Annotated in this window: 14 protein-coding genes and 1 tRNA gene; 12 read left to right on the forward strand and 3 right to left on the reverse strand. The window is 36.6% G+C overall.

The window, feature by feature from the left end; genetic code table 11:
• Genes CLOAM_RS02950 through CLOAM_RS02975 form a run of 6 tightly spaced genes read left to right on the forward strand, consistent with a single transcriptional unit; the run spans position 1 to position 5,875 of the window.
• Positions 1-1,098: an ABC transporter ATP-binding protein gene (locus CLOAM_RS02950; RefSeq protein ID WP_015424366.1), complete on the forward strand. Its 1,098-nt coding sequence runs from the start codon at positions 1-3 to the stop codon at positions 1,096-1,098.
• Positions 1,095-1,817, forward strand: a complete 723-nt coding sequence (locus CLOAM_RS02955) for an ABC transporter permease subunit (protein WP_015424367.1) — start codon at positions 1,095-1,097, stop codon at positions 1,815-1,817. The genes CLOAM_RS02950 and CLOAM_RS02955 overlap by 4 nt, the downstream gene beginning before the upstream one ends.
• Before the next feature lies 1 nt (position 1,818).
• Positions 1,819-3,393 carry a GldG family protein gene (locus CLOAM_RS02960; RefSeq protein WP_015424368.1) on the forward strand — a complete coding sequence of 525 codons (1,575 nt, stop codon included), beginning with the start codon at positions 1,819-1,821 and terminating at the stop codon, positions 3,391-3,393.
• Positions 3,380-4,303, forward strand: coding sequence for a DUF4340 domain-containing protein (locus tag CLOAM_RS02965; RefSeq protein ID WP_015424369.1), 924 nt, complete (start codon positions 3,380-3,382; stop codon positions 4,301-4,303). The genes CLOAM_RS02960 and CLOAM_RS02965 overlap by 14 nt, the downstream gene beginning before the upstream one ends.
• 1 nt (position 4,304) lies before the next feature.
• A complete protein-coding gene (locus CLOAM_RS02970) occupies positions 4,305-4,727 on the forward strand; it encodes a GNAT family N-acetyltransferase (protein ID WP_015424370.1) in 423 nt (140 codons plus the stop codon).
• A 50-nt stretch (positions 4,728-4,777) separates the two neighbouring features.
• Positions 4,778-5,875 carry a 6-phosphofructokinase gene (locus tag CLOAM_RS02975; RefSeq protein ID WP_015424371.1) on the forward strand — a complete coding sequence of 366 codons (1,098 nt, stop codon included), beginning with the start codon at positions 4,778-4,780 and terminating at the stop codon, positions 5,873-5,875.
• Between the two features lie 153 nt (positions 5,876-6,028).
• Here the strand turns inward: CLOAM_RS02975 and CLOAM_RS09800 are convergent, their stop codons facing one another.
• Positions 6,029-6,328 (reverse strand): hypothetical protein, encoded by a 300-nt coding sequence (locus tag CLOAM_RS09800; RefSeq protein WP_173307537.1) that lies wholly within the window; start codon positions 6,326-6,328, stop codon positions 6,029-6,031.
• Between the two features lie 718 nt (positions 6,329-7,046).
• Between CLOAM_RS09800 and tyrS the strand changes: the two genes are divergently transcribed.
• The 4 genes from tyrS (at position 7,047) to CLOAM_RS02995 (ending at position 16,229) form a co-directional block, all read left to right on the forward strand.
• The gene (tyrS, locus tag CLOAM_RS02980) at positions 7,047-8,249 is read left to right on the forward strand and encodes a tyrosine--tRNA ligase (RefSeq protein ID WP_015424372.1); all 1,203 of its coding nucleotides are present in this window, start codon (positions 7,047-7,049) and stop codon (positions 8,247-8,249) included.
• A complete protein-coding gene (locus CLOAM_RS02985) occupies positions 8,246-8,893 on the forward strand; it encodes a site-2 protease family protein (RefSeq protein ID WP_015424373.1) in 648 nt (215 codons plus the stop codon). Before tyrS ends, CLOAM_RS02985 begins: the two co-directional genes overlap by 4 nt.
• Before the next feature lie 395 nt (positions 8,894-9,288).
• Entirely contained in the window at positions 9,289-10,710 is a 1,422-nt protein-coding gene (gene glnA / locus CLOAM_RS02990; protein ID WP_015424375.1) for a type I glutamate--ammonia ligase, read from the forward strand.
• A 65-nt stretch (positions 10,711-10,775) separates the two neighbouring features.
• The gene (locus CLOAM_RS02995; RefSeq protein WP_015424376.1) at positions 10,776-16,229 is read left to right on the forward strand and encodes a C25 family cysteine peptidase; all 5,454 of its coding nucleotides are present in this window, start codon (positions 10,776-10,778) and stop codon (positions 16,227-16,229) included.
• A 723-nt stretch (positions 16,230-16,952) separates the two neighbouring features.
• Here the strand turns inward: CLOAM_RS02995 and CLOAM_RS03000 are convergent.
• Both CLOAM_RS03000 and CLOAM_RS03005 read right to left on the reverse strand, forming a co-directional pair.
• Entirely contained in the window at positions 16,953-18,074 is a 1,122-nt protein-coding gene (locus CLOAM_RS03000; RefSeq protein WP_015424377.1) for an amidohydrolase, read from the reverse strand.
• Positions 18,074-19,054 carry an aspartate-semialdehyde dehydrogenase gene (locus CLOAM_RS03005; RefSeq protein WP_044279194.1) on the reverse strand — a complete coding sequence of 327 codons (981 nt, stop codon included), beginning with the start codon at positions 19,052-19,054 and terminating at the stop codon, positions 18,074-18,076. Before CLOAM_RS03005 ends, CLOAM_RS03000 begins: the two co-directional genes overlap by 1 nt.
• Before the next feature lie 135 nt (positions 19,055-19,189).
• Here CLOAM_RS03005 and CLOAM_RS03010 point away from each other — a divergent pair.
• A tRNA-Arg gene (locus CLOAM_RS03010) sits at positions 19,190-19,265 on the forward strand.
• Positions 19,266-19,290: 25 nt separating this feature from the next.
• Positions 19,291-21,153 carry an RNB domain-containing ribonuclease gene (locus CLOAM_RS03015; RefSeq protein WP_044278868.1) on the forward strand — a complete coding sequence of 621 codons (1,863 nt, stop codon included), beginning with the start codon at positions 19,291-19,293 and terminating at the stop codon, positions 21,151-21,153.
• Positions 21,154-21,562 lie beyond the last annotated feature (409 nt).

The following is a 21,562-nucleotide window of genomic DNA, read 5'->3' on the forward strand; positions in this document are numbered from 1 at the left end:
ATGATAAAAATAGATAAGCTGAGCCGATATTTCGGAGACATCAAAGCTGTTGATGAAATCAGTTTCTGCATTCAGGATAAAGAAATTGTCGGTTTTTTAGGTCCTAATGGAGCTGGTAAAACTACAACTCTTAGAATGATTGTTGGTTATTTGCAACCCAGTTCCGGAAATATTGAAATTGACGGCGAAAGCATTTTTACCGATCCCTTAAAAGCCAGCAGACAGATTGGCTATTTACCGGAGCAAAATCCTTTATACGACGAAATGACAGTAGTGGAATTATTAGCATATTTTGCCGCTTTACGGAAATTGAAACGGGATTATTTTAGGGAACGCCTGAATTTTGTAGTTAAAAACTGCGGACTTAAAGATGTCTTGTATCAAAGAATAGGAACCCTTTCCAAGGGCTATCGTCAAAGAACCGGTTTAGCACAGGCAATTTTACATGATCCCAGAATTTTGATTTTAGATGAACCTACTTCCGGTCTTGACCCCAATCAAATAATTGAAATTCGTGAACTTATACGGGAATTAGGCAAAGAGAAAATGGTTTTGCTTTCCAGTCATATTATGCAGGAAGTTCAGGCACTTTGTGATCGGGTTGTAATAATTAATAAAGGTAAAATTATTGTTGATGATAATATAGAAAACTTGCCCAATTATCTGAAAAGAAGCACTATGTTAATTCTGGAAGTGCAGGGAGAAAATGTAGATTTTTCTGATTTTCTAAAAGAGTATCCTTTTGTGGAACTGGATATTCTTTCACGGAATGAAACCACCTGCAAAGTTTGTGTTTATGAAACCTCCGGAAGGTTGATCTCCTCATCAATCACCAATAATGAAAGTGATAAGAATAGTATTGATGAAACCTCCGAATTTGATTTACGCCAAGAGCTTTCCCGTTTTATCAGAGATAAGGGCTGGTTAATTTTAGAATTTTCTACTAGCAAAATGAGTTTGGAATCTATTTTCCATGAGCTTACTATAGAAAACTATTATGAGCCCGAAATTGAAGAAAAGTTATCTACAGAACAAGAATTTATGGAAGAAGAACAAACAAAACCCGCTGAAACAGAAGATAATGGGGAAGAGCAATGAAAACAGTTTTCACTATTGCTAAAAAAGAATATGAACTTGCTTTGCATTCAATTTCCACTTATATTGTCTACATCTTGTTTTTGGTGATTATTGGCATTATTTTTTCCAATATGGCCTTCAAAATTGCCCGAGCGGAATTGCGTTTTTTGTTTGAAGTTATCCATATTATCTTTCTCTTTTATATTCCAGCTATCACAATGGGAAGCATTGCCAAAGAAAGGCAAACCGGAACTTTAGAATTGCTTTCCACTTTACCGATAAAGCTTTCTTCTATTGTTTGGGGGAAAATTTTATCGGCTTTATTCCAGATTATTACAATTATTATTCTTTCTCTTGTTTTCTTCGGGATTATTGTTATTTTCGGAGAGGGAATTGATTATGGAGCCATAATTTGCGGCTATATAGGTCTTATTTTAGCAGGATTGGCTTATGCTTCCATCGGAGTTTTTGCCTCCAGTTTTCCCAGCAATCAAATTCTGGCTTTTGTTTTGGCTTTACTTTTTTCTGCTGTTTTTTATTTACTGAAGTTTCTTTTACCGCTATTACCTTTTGGTCTGGTGCCAATTGTGCAATACTTCAGTTTTGATTATCATTTAAACAGTTTTTTGAAAGGGCTTATAGACAGTCGTGATATTCTCTTTTTCCTTGCTGTTACGGTTATTTTTGCGTTGTTGGCTCAATTTAATCTCCAAAGCAAAAACCTGATGCAGGAAAAATAAAATGAAAAAAGAAAAAAAGACCAGTTCCATTTTATCCAACCTGCTTATTAAGCTTGCTATTGTTTTAATGGTTTTGCTAATCGGTTCTTATGCCAGAGTGCGTTGGGATTTTTCTAAGAATAAAGCATATTCACTTTCTCAGGTAAGCAAGGATGCAGTAAGTAATTTGCAAGATAATATGGTAGTTAAGCTTTACTCCAGTAAAGAATTACCCGCGGCTATGCTGATTTTAGACCGTTATGTTAAAGACCTTTTAGAAGAATATAAACAAGCGGGGAAAGGCAAATTTCATTATGAAGTTATAAACGGACCAAGTCCTGAAGACCTCAAAAACAAAGCTCTGCAATATGGAGTCGGGGCTATGTATTTCCGCATTTTTGAAAATGATAAGACCACTACAAAAGAAGTTATTTACGGATTGGTTTTTGAATATCAGGGCAATTTTGAATCTATGAATGTGTTGCCTAAAATGCAAAATCAGCTGGAATATCAAATGACCCTGAAAATTCAGAAAATTACGCGTTATACTTTGCCCGATATTACTGCTTTTGTGGATACTCTCTATACTTTGATGCCCAGGCAGAAATATGAAAATGAACTTTACTCCAATTATAATGTTCATTTTACCAATCTGCTGGAACCACCACCAAAAACACATGTTATGATAGTTCATTCGGGTTATGATTCTTTATCTATTACCCAGCTTTACAATTTAGACCAGTTTTTAATGCAGGGAGGAAAACTGGTAGTTCTGGCTGATAAAATCTTTTCTGATGGCGAAACAGTAATGGAAATACATTCCAATCTTTTTGATTTTCTGGAAAATAACGGCATAAAATTAAGCAGTGACATAGCTATGGATATTTTTTGCGATTCCAGACAAATGGGTGTGGATACCAATATCTCTTTTCCTATTTATCCTGTTTTACGCGGTTCACAACATCCTATCACTCGCAATATGTCCAACATTATCATTTATATGGGAAATGGAATTATTTTTAATAGAAAGCCGGGATTAAAATTTCAAACCATTCTTGCCACTTCCACTCGCAGTGCTCTTTTAGAAGGACCCGATTATCAGTTGGATTCCCGTTTGTTTTTCAATCCCGATCCGGATGTTTTTGTAAATCCTCCAATTCCTTTAGGGGCAATTGTTGAAGGCAGAATGGAAAGCTATTTTAAAGAGAAACCGCAGTTTCAAAGGTCGGATTTTGTTTCTGAAGTGAAAGATGGTAAAATTGTTATTTTCGGAGATAGGGAACTTTATGTTGATCCCGATAAGCCCATCTATGAAAATCGTTATCAGATAATCTTAAATGCTGTGGATTGGCTTATGGGGCGTGAGGATATGATCAATATCCGTTCCCGCCATTTACAGGAAAGCATTTTGGATATTGCTTATTATATGCATAAAAATAATCTCCTTTGGGGTGATCCAGCAAAAACGGAACGCAGAATCAAAATGGAAGTAAAAATTATTGCTACTTTATTACCTTCTTTAATTCTTATTGCCGTAGGAGGCATAATATCATTACATCGTAAACGCACCAAAGAGTTTAAAAATGAAGAAATCTAAATTAATATTACTGCTTGTTTTGCTTATGCTAATAGGTTTATATTTCGTTTTAAGAACGAACAGACCTCAGGAAAAACTTGCCCGGGTTTTTGATTTGGATACTTTATCCATCAACCGAATTGAGATTTACGATGCACAAGATACTCTAAAAATGGTTAAGCAAAATAATATCTGGAAACTAATTTATCCTGTTAACTGGGAAGCCGATAGCTTAAAAATTCGCGATTTGTTCCGGGAAGTGATTACGGCAAAATATGCTAAAACTCCTATGGGAACGGGTAAAGAAGCGATTGAAAAGTTTCACCAGAAAGACGAAGAGGCATTGCATATAATTGTAAGTGACGGTAAAAAAAGCATTCATACTCTCTTCAGCAATTTGGATAATCCTTATGATTATTTCCGTTATGCCGGTTCCGATAAAATCTATCAATTGAAAGCTAAAGTTACTAATAATTATAATACAGACCTTTCCAACTGGCGTTCTCCTCATATCGTTAGTCATAAAGAAGAAGAATTGCTAAAAATTGAAGTTACTCATCCCAAAAATAAATATACCCTTACCAGAAATGGTCTTCAATGGACTTTTCAGGATGCCCACAATGAATTTAAAATCCATCCGGCAAACCGGGCAATGCTGAAAATTCTGAATATCCTGGAAAGTTTGAATACCTATATCTTTGTAGATAATGCCCAAGCGGAATATGCGGAAAAATTTAAAAATCCCTATTGCACCGTAAAACTTTATTTAACCGGTAACCGCACTCAGGAACTCAAATTTATTGAACACACTCAAGGATATTATTTAATGATGGTGGATAATGATCCAAGTGTATTATTTGTCGTTGTCTGGGATACCGTATTTCGTTTTACCCGGCATCCCGATATCTTCAAAATGCAGGAATTCGGTTAAAATGCTTTCTATTAAGCGCATCAAAGAGCTAAACAAAAAAATTTATGAAGAGGTATCTACTCTTTGGGAAAAAACAGGAATCAATAAACCGGAACGCAAGGATTCCTTTGAATCCCTGCAAGAAAATCTGCAACAAACGGGAATCCTGATTATTGCAGAGGAAAATGAAAAAGTAGTTGGCGTTGTATGGGTAACTAATGATTTCCGACGACTTTATATCCATCATATGGCAGTTGTTCCAAATAAACAAAATCAAGGCATCGGAACCAAACTTATGGAAGAATGTATTTCGCTAGCAAAGGAATATGGTTATCAACTGAAATTGGAAGTGAATGTAGATAATCCTGCTGCTTGGCATCTATACGAAAAATTTGGCTTTAAAGAACTTTCCGGTTATCGTGTTCTTATTAAGAGAGATATTTAATCAGCCAAAATTCGGGGGCTTTATTTATTAACCTAAAAAAAGGCGGAATTATGAAAAAAAGATTACTTATTGCTACCGGCGGAGGTGATTGCCCTGGTCTCAATGCCGTTATTAGAGCTATCGTAAAAAGAGCTTCTTTTGAACATAACTGGGAGGTTTTAGGCAGCATTGATGCTTTTAATGGTATTTTAAAAGACCCTATGCATATCATAGAACTCACTCCCGAAAAGGTTGCAGGAATTCATATTCAGGGGGGAACTATTATCGGAACTACCAATAAAGGGGGTCCTTTCAACTGGCCCATTAAAAATCCGGATGGTACCTGGACTACTGTAGATCGCTCCCAGGATTTTTTAGACCGCCTCCGTTATCAAAATATTGAGGCATTAATCAATGTTGGAGGGGACGGTTCTCAACGCATTTCACAGCAACTTTTTGAGCTGGGTTGTCCGGTTATTGGTGTTCCCAAAACCATAGATAATGATCTTTCGGCAACAGATTTTACCTTTGGCTTTCAAACTGCAGTGGATATTGCTACCGATGCAGTAGATAAACTTGTTACTACTGCAGCCAGTCATCATCGTATTTTAATTTTAGAAGTTATGGGTCGTTTTGCCGGATGGATAGCGCTTCATTCTGCAATTGCAGGTGGGGCAGAGGTTTGCCTCATTCCGGAAATTTCGTATAATATCAAAAACATTATGCAAGCCATCAATGAACGGATTGATAGAGGACACGATTTTGCCAATATTGTAATTGCTGAAGGTGCTAGACCTGTAGATGGAGATATGACTTTTGTAGAAAGTGATGAACCAGGAGCTATGAAAATTAAACTGGGAGGGGCAGGTTTGCGTTTGGCTCAAGAACTTAAAAATGCCGGCTGCACAATTGATATTCGGGTAACCATTTTAGGACATTTACAACGGGGTGGAACTCCTAATGCCTTTGATAGAATCCTTGCCTCTCAGTTTGGAGTGAAGGCATTTGAACTGGTTTTACAGGAAAAATGGGGTTCTATGGTGGCTTATCGCCATCCCAATATTGTTGCTGTTCCCATCACTGAAGCCATTGAAAAATATAATTATATAGACCTAAATTCCGATCTTGTGGCAACTGCCCGGGGATTGGGAATCTCTTTAGGGGACTGATAATTTTACCTTGCACAGATTACAAAAATTACACAGTTATTAAAAATACGGATTTTACATATAAATAAGGAATTACACGGATTTAATAGGGCTGGGTGGAACAGGATTAAAGAGATTTTAGGGATTAATTTATTTATTTTCAATGTTTTTATACTAATCCCAAATTAATGTAGTAGGTCTGAAAACCCAAAGGGCGAAATTTCCGTAGCGATGGATGTGTAAGCCCCTCGTTAAAAAAGGTTGAGAGGGTTGATAAGGTTGAGAAGGTTGAGAAGGTTGATAGGGTTGAGAGGGTTGATAAGATTGAGAAGGTTGAGAAGGTTGTGATTTTTTGAAAGCCCAAAGGGCGACACAATCATAGCGATGGGTGCGTAAGCCCCTCGTAAAATAAAAGCCCTTTCTTCTTTTCCTTTTTCTCTTTTCCTCTAAAAAAAAAGCCCCTGAGGGCGACACAATGATAGCGATGGGTGCGTTAGCCCCTCGGAAAATGTAAGCCCCGACTTCTTTTCCTTTTTCTCTTTTCCTCTAAAAAAAGCCCCAAAGGGCGATACAATGATGTAGAAGGGTGCGTAAGCCCCTCGTAAAATAAAATCCCCGACTTTTTTTTCTTTTTCTCTTTTCCTCTAAAAAAAAGCTCCTGAGGGCGACACAATGATGTAGAAGGGTGCGTAAGCCCCTCGGAAGAAGGCAGTGCATAATTTTTTTCTATATTTTTTCCTGCCATTTTTTTTCAACTGCATTATGTGGATTAAATAAAGTCCACTATTTTCAGGGTATCTCAGCTTTTTCCAACTTGAATTACTGAAGCATTGCTTACCCATTACTAATGCCATTAGCAATGGGTAAGCAATGCTATTAAGGAAGAAAATGGAATTATATTTATTTAGAAGTAGTTAGAGAATTTTTGGGGACGAAGAAAATATTAGATTGATAGGTTCATATTTTATGAGAGGTTGACGAGGATTTCAACCTTCCGGTGGTCTAAACCATCTCAACTAATTTTCAGTTATTTACGATGTTCATTTTAAGTTTCACTTTTCTACTTTTCCCCCTTTTTACTTCATCTGTTAACTTGTTAACCCTTTCACTTGTTTACCCTTTTCACCTTGACAAATATCCGCTTCTTCTGTCTTGTCCTTTGTAATTACTTTATTGAAAATAGGATGGTTAAATGGCATTTGAACAAGAACTGAAATTAATCAGCAGAGGTGTAGAAGAAATAATCACTCTGGAAGAATTGAAAGCCAAATTTGCCAAAGCGGAAAAAACCGGAAAACCGCTGAGAATAAAATATGGTATTGATCCTACGGGTTACGATGTGCATTTGGGACATTTGGTTCCTATTCGGAAAATGCGGCAATTTCAGGATTTGGGTCATATCGGAGTGATCATAATAGGTGATTTTACAGCTCAAATTGGTGATCCTACAGGTCGTGATGAAAGCCGTCCCCCTTTATCTGCTGAACAAGTAAAAAGAAACAGTGAAAAATTTATGGAACAACTATATACCGTTCTGAAGAAGGAACAAACGGAAGTTCGCTACCAAAGTGAATGGTTTGGCAAAATGGGAATGAGTGATGTAATTAAACTATTAGGGAAATTTACTTTAGCTCAATTTATGGCACATCAAACCTTTCGTCAGCGCTATGAACAGGGTTTAGCTTTAGGAATGCATGAAATTTTGTATCCTGTTTTGCAGGGTTATGATTCCGTTGCTGTTAATAGCGATGTAGAATTGGGAGCAACAGAACAAAAATTTAATATTCTTTGTGGTAGAGATATGCAGAGTCATTTTGGGATGGAAGAACAAGTGGCTATTTTATCCCCCATTTTGATTGGCACGGATGGCGTGAATAAAATGGGCAAATCTCTTAATAACTATATTGCCGTATTTGATCCACCCACAGAAAAATACGGTAAAGTGATGTCCATTCCGGATAATATTATTTTGAACTATTTCTATTATGCCACCACCTTGCCGGAAGAAGAAATTGAAAAAATAAAAAAAGAACTGGAATCCGGAACTAATCCGATGCTAATTAAAAAACGCTTAGCCAGGGAAATTGTTACTTTATATCATAGCGCAGAAGAGGCAAAAGAAGCGGAATATGCCTTTGAAAAACAATTTTCCCTGAGAGAAGTGCCGAATGATATTCCTGAATTTGTGGTAAGCAAAAACAGCTGTAAACTGTCTAATTTATTGGTGGATAGCGGAATATGCTCTACAAACGGTGAAGCAAAACGTCTCATTCAAGGTGGAGCTGTCTCCCTAAACGGAGAGAAAATTACTGCTTTTGATGCTGTAGTTAATCTTAAAGATGGAGATATTATTCGTGCGGGAAAGCGTAATTACATAAAGATAAAGAAGATATGATCAGTCCCAAGGTTATTAAACTGCTGGTAAATGCTGTTATAATTTTTCTGGTTTTTTACAGCATTATTATTCATGAATTCAGCCACTCTTTAATGGCATACTGGCTGGGTGATGATTCTGCTAAAAGAGCCGGACGCTTAACTCTGAATCCGTTAAAACATATTGACTGGTTTGGAACTGTAATTCTGCCGTTGTTTTTATATTTAACCTGCGGTTTTATATATGGTTATGCCAAGCCGGTGCCTTTTAACCCCTATAATTTTAAGAACTTAAAAAGAGATTCTGGCTTAACAGGATTAGCGGGACCTCTATCCAATTTTCTGGTGGCAATTTTCTTTGCCTTGATCTTTCATTTGTGCGGTTTTTCCTTTGTAATCCAATATATTTGTTTTTTTGTGATCTATCTCAATCTCTTGCTTGCCTTTTTTAACCTGATTCCGGTGCCCCCTTTAGATGGTTCCAAAGTAATAGGAATGTTTTTAACCGATCAGGCATATTATAAATGGACAATGCAAGAACGCAAAGGAATGATGTATTTGTTTGCGTTTATTATCATTACGACTTTGTTGGGTTGGAATATTATAGGGAAAATTATTATTCCGCCGGTAAATTTTGTAATGCAAATTATGGGGGTACGGATATAAAAGTTATCTTTCATTGACTATACGGATTACGCAGATAAAAGATTATAATTTAGGGAAAGGTAAGTTAGGAGTTATTTACACCTTGATAACTTTTACTTGTGCAATAACTTTTATGGTATATATGACTTATGACGAGCTTATATATATTTCAGATTGAAAATGCAGAAATATATTTTTATCTGATGCGTATTTCTACTTTCGTAGGAATGATAAGTGGCTTATCATTCAAAAAATGATATTAGTTGATCAAGTTATCTGTGTTTTATCTTTTTAAGTCGTTATGAGTCCTTAACTGCCAAATGAGTTTGGGGTAAGAGTAAAATTTGTTTCGGTAGTGACGACTCCTGACTTTACATAAATTAAAAATATAAAATTAAAATAATAAGGAGAACAAAATGGAATTAAAGGAATTACAACACCTTATTCTGGCAAATGAAGTAAAAGCCGTAGACCTGAAATATTGCGGTCTGGATGGTAAATGGTATCATATTACATTTCCGGCTCGTAATATTGCTGAAGTTATGGAAATTGGAATACCTTTTGATGGTTCATCCATTCCTGGAATGAGAAGTGTGGAAAGTGGAGATATGGTTTTAATGCCAGATTCCAAAACAGCTCATCTGGAGTCCTTTTATGAGACCCCCACCCTGAGAATGATTTGTTCCATTTGCGATGCAGAAACCCGTTTAGGGGTGAAAAAAGACCCTCGCAGTGTTGCTCTTAGGGCGCATAACTATTTACTTTCAACAGGAATTGCAGATATGTCTACCTGGATTCCGGAACTGGAATTTCATCTTTTTGATTCCGTTCAGTATTGTTCCGATTCCTTTTCTGCGGGTTATAATATCACCTCCAGTGAATGTAAAGAAGCGCTTCCGGATGAAAATGAAGACCCTGGTTCCTTAAGTTTACAAGGTGTTAAAGGTTATCATATAGATACACCTTTTGATCAATTTTACGAAATTCGGCAAAAAATTGTGGAATTGATTGAAGAACAGGATATTAAAGTTCGCTATCATCACCATGAAGTTGGTATTTCCGCTCAGGAAGAAATTGAAACAGAACTGCTTGCCTTTCCTAAAATTTGTGATGATGTAATGATTATGAAGGATATCATTCGTAAAACCGCTTTGCAATATGGACTTACAGCTACCTTTATGCCCAAGCCGGTTTTTGGACATGCAGGAAATGGAATGCATTTTCATATTATGTTGCATAAAAACGGGAAAAATTTGTTTTATAAAAAAGGTGGTTATGCAGATCTCTCCGAAGAAGCAATTTGGTTTATAGGGGGAATTTTAATTCACGGCCGTGCTTTAGTTGCTTTCACTAATCCTTCAACCAATAGTTTTAAACGCCTGCTTCCAGGTTTTGAAGCACCCGTAAAACTTTTTTATGGTCTTGCCAACCGTAGTGCTGCTATTCGAATTCCCAAATATGCTAATACTCCTGAAACAAAACGCTTTGAATTTAGAACCGGTGATGGAACCTGCAATCCTTATTTGGCAATGAGCGCAATTTTATTGGCTGGCTTGGATGGAATTAAAAAACAGATTGATCCAGCCAAATATAATCTGGGTCCTTTTGATGATAATGTTTTTGCCTGGAGTGAAGATAAAAAAGCACAGTTGCTCTCTATTCCAACTGATCTTAAAGAAGCAATGCAAGCTCTGAAAGAAGATCATCAATTTTTACTGGAAGGTGATGTTTTTAACGAGGAACTTATAGAAAGTCATATAGAGTTAAAACTCAAAGAAAATGAAGCAGTTTCTGCTCGTCCGCACCCTCACGAAATGCTGCTTTACTATAATCTTTGATCTTCTTTGGAATAATATTTGCTTTAATATATTGAAAATCATCCTACACATTATAAGGAAGTCCAATGAAGAGAAGTATTGCCTTAATACTCATATTATTAGCGGGTTGCATCGTTTTTGCTAATATTAATGATAATCTGCCGGCTAATCTAAATTCAGCTTTCACCTTGGGAGCTAAAAATAGCTCCTCTCTGCAAGTAAATTTTACTCTGCCGGAATATTCTGTGCAGGAAGAAACTTACGGAGGAGCAGTTTATCATAAAATAATGCTACCTCTTTCCGGAACTCTTATGGAAACAGGTATGCCTGAATTACCTGTGGTTTGCACATCTATAGCCATTCCTCATACCGGAGGCGTAAATATTGAAGTGCTTTCTACCCAACAAACAGTTATTCCCAATTTTCTGCCCTATCCTGTGCAACAGGGTAATAGTTCGGAAAGTCCCAAGGGATTTATTATTAACAATGAATATTATAATAGCGGTAATAACTATCCGGAAATGCTGATTGAATATAGTGAACCAAGTATTTTAAGGGACTTTCGGATTATTACTATCCAGATAAATCCCTTTTTTTACAATCCACAAACGGGTGAACTGACTGTTAAGCATAATATTGATTTCTGCTTAAATTTTACTCAGGAACAGGGTATAAATGAATTACCAAATGAACCTGCTAATATTTCTGCCAGCTTTGATAAAATATATGATTCAATGATCTTGAATTATGGTGATTATCGTGATGCCGTAGTAACCAATACCCCTCCCAGTTATTTAATAATTTATGGCAACAACAGTGATATTAATTTTACCAGTGCCTTGAATGAATATGTACTATGGAAAAAACAGAAAGGTGCAGATGTAATGGTTGCCAGCACGGCTGCTAATGAAGCGGGAAATACAACTACCTCTATTAAAAATTACATTCAAACTAAATATAATAATCCCGAAACTCGTCCCGATTTTGTTGTTTTAATTGGTGATACATCAGGAAGTTATACTATCCCTGCAAACTCTGCTGCTAACAGCGGAGTAACTGATTATAATTATACTTTTTTGGCGGGAAACGATCAATTAGGCGATTGTTTTATCGGGCGTATTTCAGTTGAGAACTTATCGCAGTTTCTGGTAGTTCTGAACAAAATTTATCTTTATGAACGCGATATTAATTTAGCTACTGCAAACTGGTTAAATAGAATGATGCTTTCGGGAGATAATGCTCCTTCCGGAATTTCTACAATGTATATTCATAAATATATCAAAGAAATGAGCCTACTAACTAATCCCGATTATACTTTTACGGAGGACTATGGTGCTTCTCCCAACTACACAATTATTAATCAAGCACTTAATCAAGGAGTTGGTTTTTACAGTTTCAGGGGTTATATTGACTGGGTGCCTCCTTCCGAATCAGAATTATTCAATGCATATAAACTATTTCATACCGTAAATATAACCTGTGGAACTAATAACTACAATGGTGCAGGAGAAGTTGAAACTTTTGTAAGATACGGCACAACAGCAGCTCCTAAAGGTGCCGTAACCGGAATCGGGATGTGTACTTCCAGCACACATACTACTTTTAATAACGCTATTCATGGAGGAATTTTTGCTGGAATTTTTGCTTCTGATATGCGAACTATGGGTGAAGCATTATTAAATGGACGCCTCTATCTACGTCAGCTATTTGGGGTTTCTTCTCCGACGAATGCAACTAATTTTGCTGCTTGGTGTAATTTGATGGGCGATCCCACGATGGAGGTCTTTACAGGTATCCCCAATCACTTTGATGTTACTTCTGATGTTTCAATTCCCTTGGGATTGAGATTATACGATGTTATAGTTAAGGATAATATGGGAAATCCTGTAGAAGGTGCTGCTGTAGTTTTAAATATGGGAGGGCTTATTTTAGCTCGTAATTACACGGGAGCCGATGGAACAGCTATTTTAGTGCTTCCTTCCAATATGCTTGCCGGAAACGCAACTTTAACAGTCAGCAAACATAATTTTAAACCCTATCAGACAACAATATCTGTTTTCAATATGGCTACTTTGGTTCCTGGAACTATGGTTATTGATGATGATAATATTGCACCTTCGCAAGGCAATGGAAATGCAATTGCCGGTAGCGGAGAAACAATTGAACTTTTTTTGGGCTTAACCAATACGGGAACAGATATTATTACAGGAATTAGCGGTAGCGTGAGTTCAAACAGCCCTTATATTACAATCACGAATTCTTCAGTTATTTATCCCGACATTTTAGGTGGAGAAACAGGAATTAATTCAGTTCCCATCATAATTCAAATTGCTCCAGATACTCCTCACCAAACAATGTTAAGGTTATATCTGAATCTTACGGATTCTAATTCCGTTTCCTACCATATTTCAGAATTTATTCCTGTGGAAGCACCTAATATTGACTTTGTTTCCTATTTGGTAATAGATAGTAATAATCAGCATCTTGACCCTGGAGAAGTAGCAGAATTCATTATTACGGTTAAAAATACAGGAACTGTTGAAGCAGATGATGTTTTGGGCATTTTATATACTCAGAATGACTTAGTTGGCGTAAGTGATCCAAATGCTGAATTCGGCTCTTTGCCAACAGGAATTCTTGTAACCTGTGGAACTAATCGTTTTACCCTTTCTGCTCGACCTGAAGTTTTGCCCGGAATGCTAATTCCTATGCGATTAAAGCTTTATAATAGTGATGGTTTTGAGCAATTTGTGGATTTTACTTTTACCGTGGGTGTAGTAACTCAACATGATCCTCTTGGTCCTGATACTTACGGTTATGTAATTTATGATTGGACTGATACCAATTATGCCGAAGTCGCAGTTTATGACTGGATTGAGATATCGCCTTTGGAAGGTGGTTTGGGAACTGCCTTAGCTATTTCAGACGGTTATGCAAGTGGCAATGAAGGAGACCAAGTTGGTTCGGATGCTTTGGAAGTTGTGTCCTTACCTTTTCCTTTTCAGTTTTACGGCATCCTCTACAATCAAATAACCGTTTGTTCCAATGGCTTTATTGCTATGGGTGTTACTGCCAATGCGGAATTTAGAAATTACCGTCTTCCCGGACCTATGGGTCCCAATCCTATGATTGCACCTTTTTGGGATGATTTGGCAACCGGGGCAGGAAGTGGAATTTATACTTGGTTTGACCGAAATCATCATTCCTTTATAATAGAATGGTATAAACTGAAAAATGGCAATGGGGGAACCGCTTTAGAAACTTTCCAGTGTATTTTATATGACCAGGCAGCTTATCCTACAAGTTTTGGTGACGGACCTATTAAATTCCAGTATCAGACATTTAACAATATTGATTCTCAATCAGGAAACAAACACGGTAACTATTGCACTATTGGTATTGAAGATCATACAGGAAAAGTGGGCTTGGAATATACTTTCAATAATATCTATCCTACAGCCGCAGCCCCCTTAAGTAACGGTAAGGCATTATTTATTACCAATGTTCCCATCTATCATTCTATGGCTCATCTGCTTCTGGAAGCAACTTATGTAACTGATACAAATATGAATGGAATATGCGAGCCAGGTGAAATAGTGGAATTAGGAGCTAAAATTCAAAATACAGGGAATCTTACAGCAGAAAATGTTATCGGACAGATTAGTACTACAAGTGAGTATGTAACAATCAATAATGCCACTGCTGAATATTATCCTATTGAACCTGGAATGAACGGTGTAAATAAAGAACCCTTTACTTTTACGATTGCTAATAACTGTCCTGATGAGGAAGTGCTGTATTTTGATCTGTTGATTACTTCCGGGGAATTGCAGTGGACAAGAAATTTCAGTTTGCAGGTATCTGCATCTTGTTTGCTCTATCATTCATTTTTTGTAGATGATCATCTAAATGATTTTGACGGTATGGTTGGCAGTGGTGAATTCTTTAATCTGATTGTTAATTTGGAAAATTTCTCCGCTGTTGACGCGACCGGTATTCAAGCAACTTTAAGCAGTTCATTGCAACAGCTGATTATTGAAGAACCGCTTCTCTATTTTGATAAAATTGGTCCAAACGATATTTATCAAATTAAATTCCCGATCAATACCTCTATGCTTGATGTTTCTGTTACTCAAATTCCCTTATTGTTTACTGCTACTGCTTCCAATGGTAGTTCAACAAATGCATCATTTAGTATACCTTACAATAATCCTGTTGTCTTTCAGGATTTTGAATTAAATAATGGTTATTTCGTTTCCGAAACCGGTTGGGTTTGGGGAAATCCTTCTCAGGTAACACCTTTCTCCGGAGCCAAGGTTTGGGCAACTAACTTAAGTGGAAACTATCCTTCTTATGTAAATTATAATCTCTATACTCCCAAGTATTTATTGGAAGCAAGCAGTCAGCTTCAATTTAGGCATTATTATAGCTGTGAATATGGATATGATGGCGGCAATGTTTCTATTTCTACTAATAATGGAGTTGTTTGGAATTTAATTTATCCTGTTAGCGGTTACAATGGATATTCCTTAAACGGTTTGAATGGAGATCCGGGCTGGACAGGAAATTCAGATGGCTGGCAATTAGCCATTTTTGATCTATCGCAATATGCAGGACAGTCGGTTATGTTTCGTTTCCGTTTTGGCTCGGATGGAGAAATATCCGGTCCGGGATGGTTTATTGATGATTTTACCGTTAGTGGGGTAAATTTAAAAACCGGATATTTGTATGGAGTTGTTTATCCCAGTTCGGGTCTTGATCCTTCAATGGCAACTCTCAGGTCTAATCAGCGTTTTACCAGTCATCCTGATTCCGAGGGTAATTTTATTATTTTCTTGCCTAACGGGATTCATACTGTAACCGCTACTATGCCATATCATCAGTCATCAACCTTATCTTCCATTATTATCAATCCGAGTAATCCTGTTCATTATACTGAATTTACCTTAATTGATTTGCCTCAACCACAAAGTATTAGTTATATTGGTGATAATGATACCGGGGATTTGTATGTCTTTTGGCAGCCACCGGAAGATACTGTTTTGCCTATTGTGGGTTTTAAGGTATATCGGAAATTCAATACAGACCAGTTTTATTTGGTTCAGGATTCTCCAGAGATATCCTATCACGAAGTGCTCACTCTACCAGGACATTATAAATATTATATTGTAGTTAAATATTTAAACACTGATGGAACTCCAAGCCAGATACTTAATATTCCCTTTCCTTTTGTGCCGAACTCTGATTACGAAATTCCTGCTTTGGTAACTAAATTGAATAATAATTACCCCAATCCTTTTAATCCTACTACAACAATATCTTTTACTTTGGCTAAACCGGGAAAAACAACTTTAACAATTTATAACCTTAAAGGACAGCAGATAAAACGCTTAGTGAATGAAGAACTGCCTTCAGGAATGCATAATGTTGTCTGGAATGGAAAAGATGAAAAGGGACGCAATGTTGCCTCCGGAGTATATTTCTACCGTCTGCAAAGTGGAAACTATCAAGCAACCCAAAAAATGCTGCTGATGAAATAAAGTTGAGAAGGTTGAGAGGGTTGAGATTTTATAAAAGGGGCTTTCCCGAAACTAAAAGTTAGTTTTGAGACAGCCCCGGCGAGTAAGAGGAGAATGAAAAAAAGGGCTCACGCAGATTTCGCAGATGACGCAGATTAAAAATGAGAATAGGTATAGGATGAACAGGAAAAAAGGGATATACAAGATTCCGAATTTTAGTTCCGTAGGAATGATAGTTAGATAAGGACGGGTTTTAACCCGGTGATAAGAACTCAGAAGAGTCATTATCTCTTTTTCCGAGAAAAAGTTCCGCAGGAACGACAGATATTAACAACGGGTTTTAACCCGGTGAAAAGAACTCTAAAGAGTCATTATCTCTTTTTCCGAGAAGAAGTTCCGTAGGAACGACAGATATTAACAACGGGTTTTAACCCGGTGAAAAGAACTCAGAAGAGTCATTATCTCTTTTTCCGAGAAGAAGTTCCGCAGGAACGACAGATATTAACAACGGGTTTTAACCCTGGGAAGAAAAGATAAATTTAGCATTTGGTTTGTTGAATTCAGATTAGCTATAAATTGAGGACAGTTATTTTTCATAGTTCTACGAATTCTTTGGCAAAGAAAGAATTTGACAACCCATTTTCCTGCAGCTGCATTTTTTAGGTTAAATTCAATTTTTCATTCTACATTTTGCATTCACAATTATCTATTTATCCTCTTTTTCTCTTTAAAAAAAATCCGGGATCATTCTGTTGTCAGGAAAGCGGACATTATTTTTACACCGATTTCCAGGCATTCATCCCGGGGTAAAAATTTATCCGAATGCAAAGGATAGGAACATCCGCTACCCAACCAAAAAAGCAATCCTGGATATAAAGTAGTGAAAAAACCAAAGTCCTCACCTGTCATAGAGGTCTGAGCAGGTATGTATTCAATATTTTTTTGACGGCAGATTTCCTGCAAGCGTTTAACTAATTCAGGATTATTGATTACGGGATCGTAAGAAGCAAGAAATTTAACTTCACTTCGGGTATTGGTATCCCTGGCAATTAGTTCAGCTGTATCTTTAAGAAGGATATTTATTTTTTGGCTGATTTTTGGGGAGAGAGAACGGTGAGTTCCTTCCAAAGCACATTTATCAGCAATAACATTACGAATAGTTCCGGCACTCATTTTTCCGATGTGGAAGATGATTTTTTCCGTTTTTTTCAGTTCTGCCAATTTATCCTCAATAGTATTCATAAACTTAATTCCTGCAGAAAGAGCGTCAATTCCTTTTTCCGGAAAGGCAATATGGCTGGTTTTGCCATAAAAAAGAACATCAAATTCCTGGGAAATAGAAAAAAATATTCCTTCTTTAGCAGAAACAGAACCTACAGGAAGTTCACTGGCAATATGCAGAGCAAAAACAGAAGCAATTTCAAACTTTTGAATAATGCCTTCAGCAAGAATACTTTTTGCTCCTCCTTCACCTTCTTCGGCTGGCTGAAAAAGAAACAAAAGGTTTCGTTGGGGTAAGGTATTTGTTACATATTGAATCAACCCCATTAAAATACTTAGATGTACATCATGTCCACAACTATGCATCAAATTAGGATGTTCCGAAGCAAAAGGAACTCCTGTTTTTTCTGTTATAGGTAAGCCATCCATATCTGCTCTAAATAACAGATAATTTCCCTTTGCAGGAGAATATTCCAATAGCAAACCGGGACTGTTTTGAAAATAGTGAAGATGCCACAAATTTTCCGGCTGGTTTTGTAAAAGACGCAAAATGTTTTCTTCCAGCATAGCTTTGGTCTTAAATTCCTGAAAAGCAAGTTCCGGAATACGATGTAAACTATGACGCAGTTCAATAATATCAATCATTAGAGCCGACCTGAATATTTGGAATGGGTAATTAAAATATTAACTGCATTAGCTGCAGCTCCTAAACGCACATTATGTCCTACATTCCAAAAGGTTAGGGACTTTTCATCAGTTCCCAAACGCAATCTGCAGATATGGGTCTCATTGGAAGAACCTAAATCCAGCGGAGTTATATAAGTATTGGGATAGTAGACAATACGAGGTGAATTTTGTAATGTTTTTTCCGACTTGGGGATATCTACCTCATTTTCAAATTCTGCATAAACAGAAACGCTGTGACCATAAATAACAGGAACGCGAACAGTTGTAGCACTAACAAGTAAATCCCACTTATTAAGTATCTTACGACATTCAAAGTGCATTTTTTCTTCTTCCTGACAATATCCGCTATCCAAAAAACCTCCAATCTGAGGAATAACATTCAAATCAATTATATGCGGATAAACACCTTTATCATTTTTACCCTGGCGTTGATTTAATAAAGTTACAATTCCCTGATGACCGCTTCCGGAAACGGATTGATAGGTGGAAACAATCAGTTTTTTGAGGTTGAAAAGTTTATCCAAAACTGCTAAAGGCAAAATAATCTGAATGGTAGAACAATTAGGGTTGGCAACTATGCCACTGTAACCCGTTAACAAGTCACCATTCACTTCCGGAACTACAAGTGGAATATTGGGTTCTTTTCTAAATCCGGAAGAGTTATCAATTACTACTTCAGATGTTTGAATAGCAATTGGAGCGAAAGTTTTGGCTACTCCGGCTCCGGCAGAAAACAAAACATAATCGTAATGTTTTAAAAGAGAATCCTGTTTCAATTCCTGAACTTTAATTGGTTGATCTGTATAATAGAGAACTGTGCCTGCAGACCTTGAGGAAGCAAACAAATCCAATTCGGAAATTTCCAAATTACTTTCTTCCAGGCAGGTGATCATCATCCTGCCAACTTCACCCGTGGCACCAACAATAGCTACTTTCATTTTTAACTGTTTTCCTTTATCAATTTGGCATAACATAACAGCTGCCAATTATTTTTCACACTTTTCCGGCAAGCATAGCTTGTCAATGTAAACTTGACAAAAAAGCTCTCTTTTCAGATTGGTAAATAAAAATGCGCCCCAGTAGCTCAGTGGATAGAGCAGCGGTTTCCTAAACCGTTGGTCGGATGTTCAAGTCATCTCTGGGGCGCCAAAAAATATGTAATTAAGAAGGATTGGTGAATATACCCTTAAATGTTTATGTTGCCTATTTTGAGAAGGGGATTCTTAATTTTGGCTATGTAATTGCTCAAAATAATAATCGTCTTGAAGTTATTAATGAAACAGGAAATTATGTAGTTTTACCCGAATCCCGTATTATTCTGCAAAGCAAAGAAAGATACTTGGAAATTGAACCATATCAGGCATTGCCAAATTTCATAAACCAGGTTAATTTATTTGAGGAGCAATTTCAGGAATCCGATTTCCACTTTCTAAAAGAGAAAGAATGCACTCTTCAGGAAATTGCAACTGAACTAAATTTGCAAACAGATGTGCAGATTTTTGCACTTTTTAAATATTTACATAATCACCCCAAAGAGATACACCGTAAAAAAAATAAATATCGTCTGAAAACACCGGAAGAAATTACTCAATATCAACTCCAGCTTCAACAAGAAGAAGAAGAAAGGCAATTTTTACAAGATGTTAATGCTTTTTTTTCCGGTGCAGAATTAAGCAGAGAAAGTCAGCATAAGCTTTATAATGCTTTGCCCGAATTGCAGACGGCTAAAAAGCACAAAAAATTAAAAGAGCTTATTCTTTCCAAATATCCATTGCTTAAACCCGAAGAGGCAATTCTTGAATTTCGTAAATTTTGCGGTGAAACACCTGAATATATTGATCCTGTTATTGCCAATGCTGGAATTCCCATTGGTTTTTCTTCTTTATTGATTGAGGAAAAACTTCTGCCTTGGAAAGCAACAAAACCTCAAGCAATTGCTTTTTCCATTGATGATGAAAGCACAAAGGATTTTGATGATGCCATAAGTATTACCAAAGATGGTTCTTTTTGGCATCTAACTCTTTATGTTAGTTCCGTTTCGGAACGATTGAATTTAGAAGGTGCCTTATTTGCTGAAGCTAAAAAAAGGGTTAGTTCTCTTTATACAGCAAATGCAGTAATTCCCTTATTTCCTTTTAATCATTCCGAACAGGAACTTAGTTTAAAAAAAGATAGTGTGCGTCCGGTTCTTGCCTTAAATCTATGGTTGGATGAAAATCTGGCAATTCAGCATTATGAACTAAGCAGAATGAATATTACCATTTCTGAGAATTACAGTTTTAACGAAATTGATCAGCAAATAGAGCAGGAACCCTTTTCAACTTTATATCGGCTTAGTAAGTTACTGGCTGAAAAAAGAGGAGCCAATTCTTTTTCGGAAAAAGAACATTATTATTATTACATTTCTGCTTCGGAACAGGGTTTGGAAGTGAAATGTGTGGATACTCAAAGTCCGGCTAGGAAAATTGTTGAGGAATTGATGATTCTTTATAATTCTTACCTGGCTGATTATGCTGTAAAAAAAAATATACCTGTTATTTATCGCAATATCAATCAATTTGAAGACCCCAAGGATAATTTTTTATCCCTTCAAGCATATCTTTCCACGGAACCGGAATTTCATCCGGGAATTGGAGCAAATGCTTATTTACATTCTACTTCACCTATCCGACGCTATGTAGATTTAATTAATCAATTACAAATTTCCGCAATCTTGCAAGGGAAAAATCCTCCTTTTAGCAAAGAAGAACTGGAAAAAGATATTCCTCTTTTGGAAAAAAGAATATATGATATAAGAGAAATTGCTCATAAGAGCGAACGCTATTGGGTGCTGAAATTTTTGCAACAGAACTGCCAAAATATTCCTCTGGAAACATATTTTAGAACAAGTATTGATGACTATCTCAATTTTGAACTCATACCCTGGGGTTTTATTATAACCGCTAAAAGCGAAAGCTATCCGAAAACCGAAAGATGTAAGATTGTTATTTACAAAGTGGATCCGGAACAAGGTATTGTGTGGGTGGATATAATTTAAACCTCACGCCGTTAAAAAAACTCTCACAGATAACACAGATAAAAAAACAGGAAGGGTAGTGTCTCAAAGGTTGGGGTAAATTCCAACGCTTTGTTTCTCAGTTCTTTGTTTTGTTTTAGCTCACAATTTTTGAATTCTAAACCTGTGAAAGTTCGGTTGTAAGTGTAATAATTAGAGGGTTGTGTATTCATTGAAGGCAGGTGAAAATTGTAAGCCAAAACATCCCAGGGAAACTTCGCAAATTTTACGAGGGGCTTACGCCACCATCGCTATCATTGTGTCGCCCTGCGGGCTTTTAGGCAGATAAATATGAATATTATAAAATCCTGGAAATCCCTTTTATCCTGTTCATCCCTTACCTATTCTCATTTTTAATCTGCGTCATCTGCGAAATCTGCGTGAACTCATT

The sequence above is a fragment of the Candidatus Cloacimonas acidaminovorans str. Evry genome, assembly GCF_000146065.2.
GTDB lineage: Bacteria > Cloacimonadota > Cloacimonadia > Cloacimonadales > Cloacimonadaceae > Cloacimonas > Cloacimonas acidaminivorans.

What these genes read in the sequence shown, in the direction of transcription:
- CLOAM_RS02950 (WP_015424366.1), top strand. Translation starts at nt 1, where the DNA reads ATGATAAAAATAGATAAGCTGAGCCGATATTTCGGAGACATCAAAGCT.
- CLOAM_RS02955 (WP_015424367.1), top strand. Translation starts at nt 1,095, where the DNA reads ATGAAAACAGTTTTCACTATTGCTAAAAAAGAATATGAACTTGCTTTG.
- CLOAM_RS02960 (WP_015424368.1), top strand. Translation starts at nt 1,819, where the DNA reads ATGAAAAAAGAAAAAAAGACCAGTTCCATTTTATCCAACCTGCTTATT.
- CLOAM_RS02965 (WP_015424369.1), top strand. Translation starts at nt 3,380, where the DNA reads ATGAAGAAATCTAAATTAATATTACTGCTTGTTTTGCTTATGCTAATA.
- CLOAM_RS02970 (WP_015424370.1), top strand. Translation starts at nt 4,305, where the DNA reads ATGCTTTCTATTAAGCGCATCAAAGAGCTAAACAAAAAAATTTATGAA.
- CLOAM_RS02975 (WP_015424371.1), top strand. Translation starts at nt 4,778, where the DNA reads ATGAAAAAAAGATTACTTATTGCTACCGGCGGAGGTGATTGCCCTGGT.
- tyrS (WP_015424372.1), top strand. Translation starts at nt 7,047, where the DNA reads ATGGCATTTGAACAAGAACTGAAATTAATCAGCAGAGGTGTAGAAGAA.
- CLOAM_RS02985 (WP_015424373.1), top strand. Translation starts at nt 8,246, where the DNA reads ATGATCAGTCCCAAGGTTATTAAACTGCTGGTAAATGCTGTTATAATT.
- glnA (WP_015424375.1), top strand. Translation starts at nt 9,289, where the DNA reads ATGGAATTAAAGGAATTACAACACCTTATTCTGGCAAATGAAGTAAAA.
- CLOAM_RS02995 (WP_015424376.1), top strand. Translation starts at nt 10,776, where the DNA reads ATGAAGAGAAGTATTGCCTTAATACTCATATTATTAGCGGGTTGCATC.
- CLOAM_RS03000 (WP_015424377.1), bottom strand. Translation starts at nt 18,074, where the DNA reads ATGATTGATATTATTGAACTGCGTCATAGTTTACATCGTATTCCGGAA.
- CLOAM_RS03005 (WP_044279194.1), bottom strand. Translation starts at nt 19,054, where the DNA reads ATGAAAGTAGCTATTGTTGGTGCCACGGGTGAAGTTGGCAGGATGATG.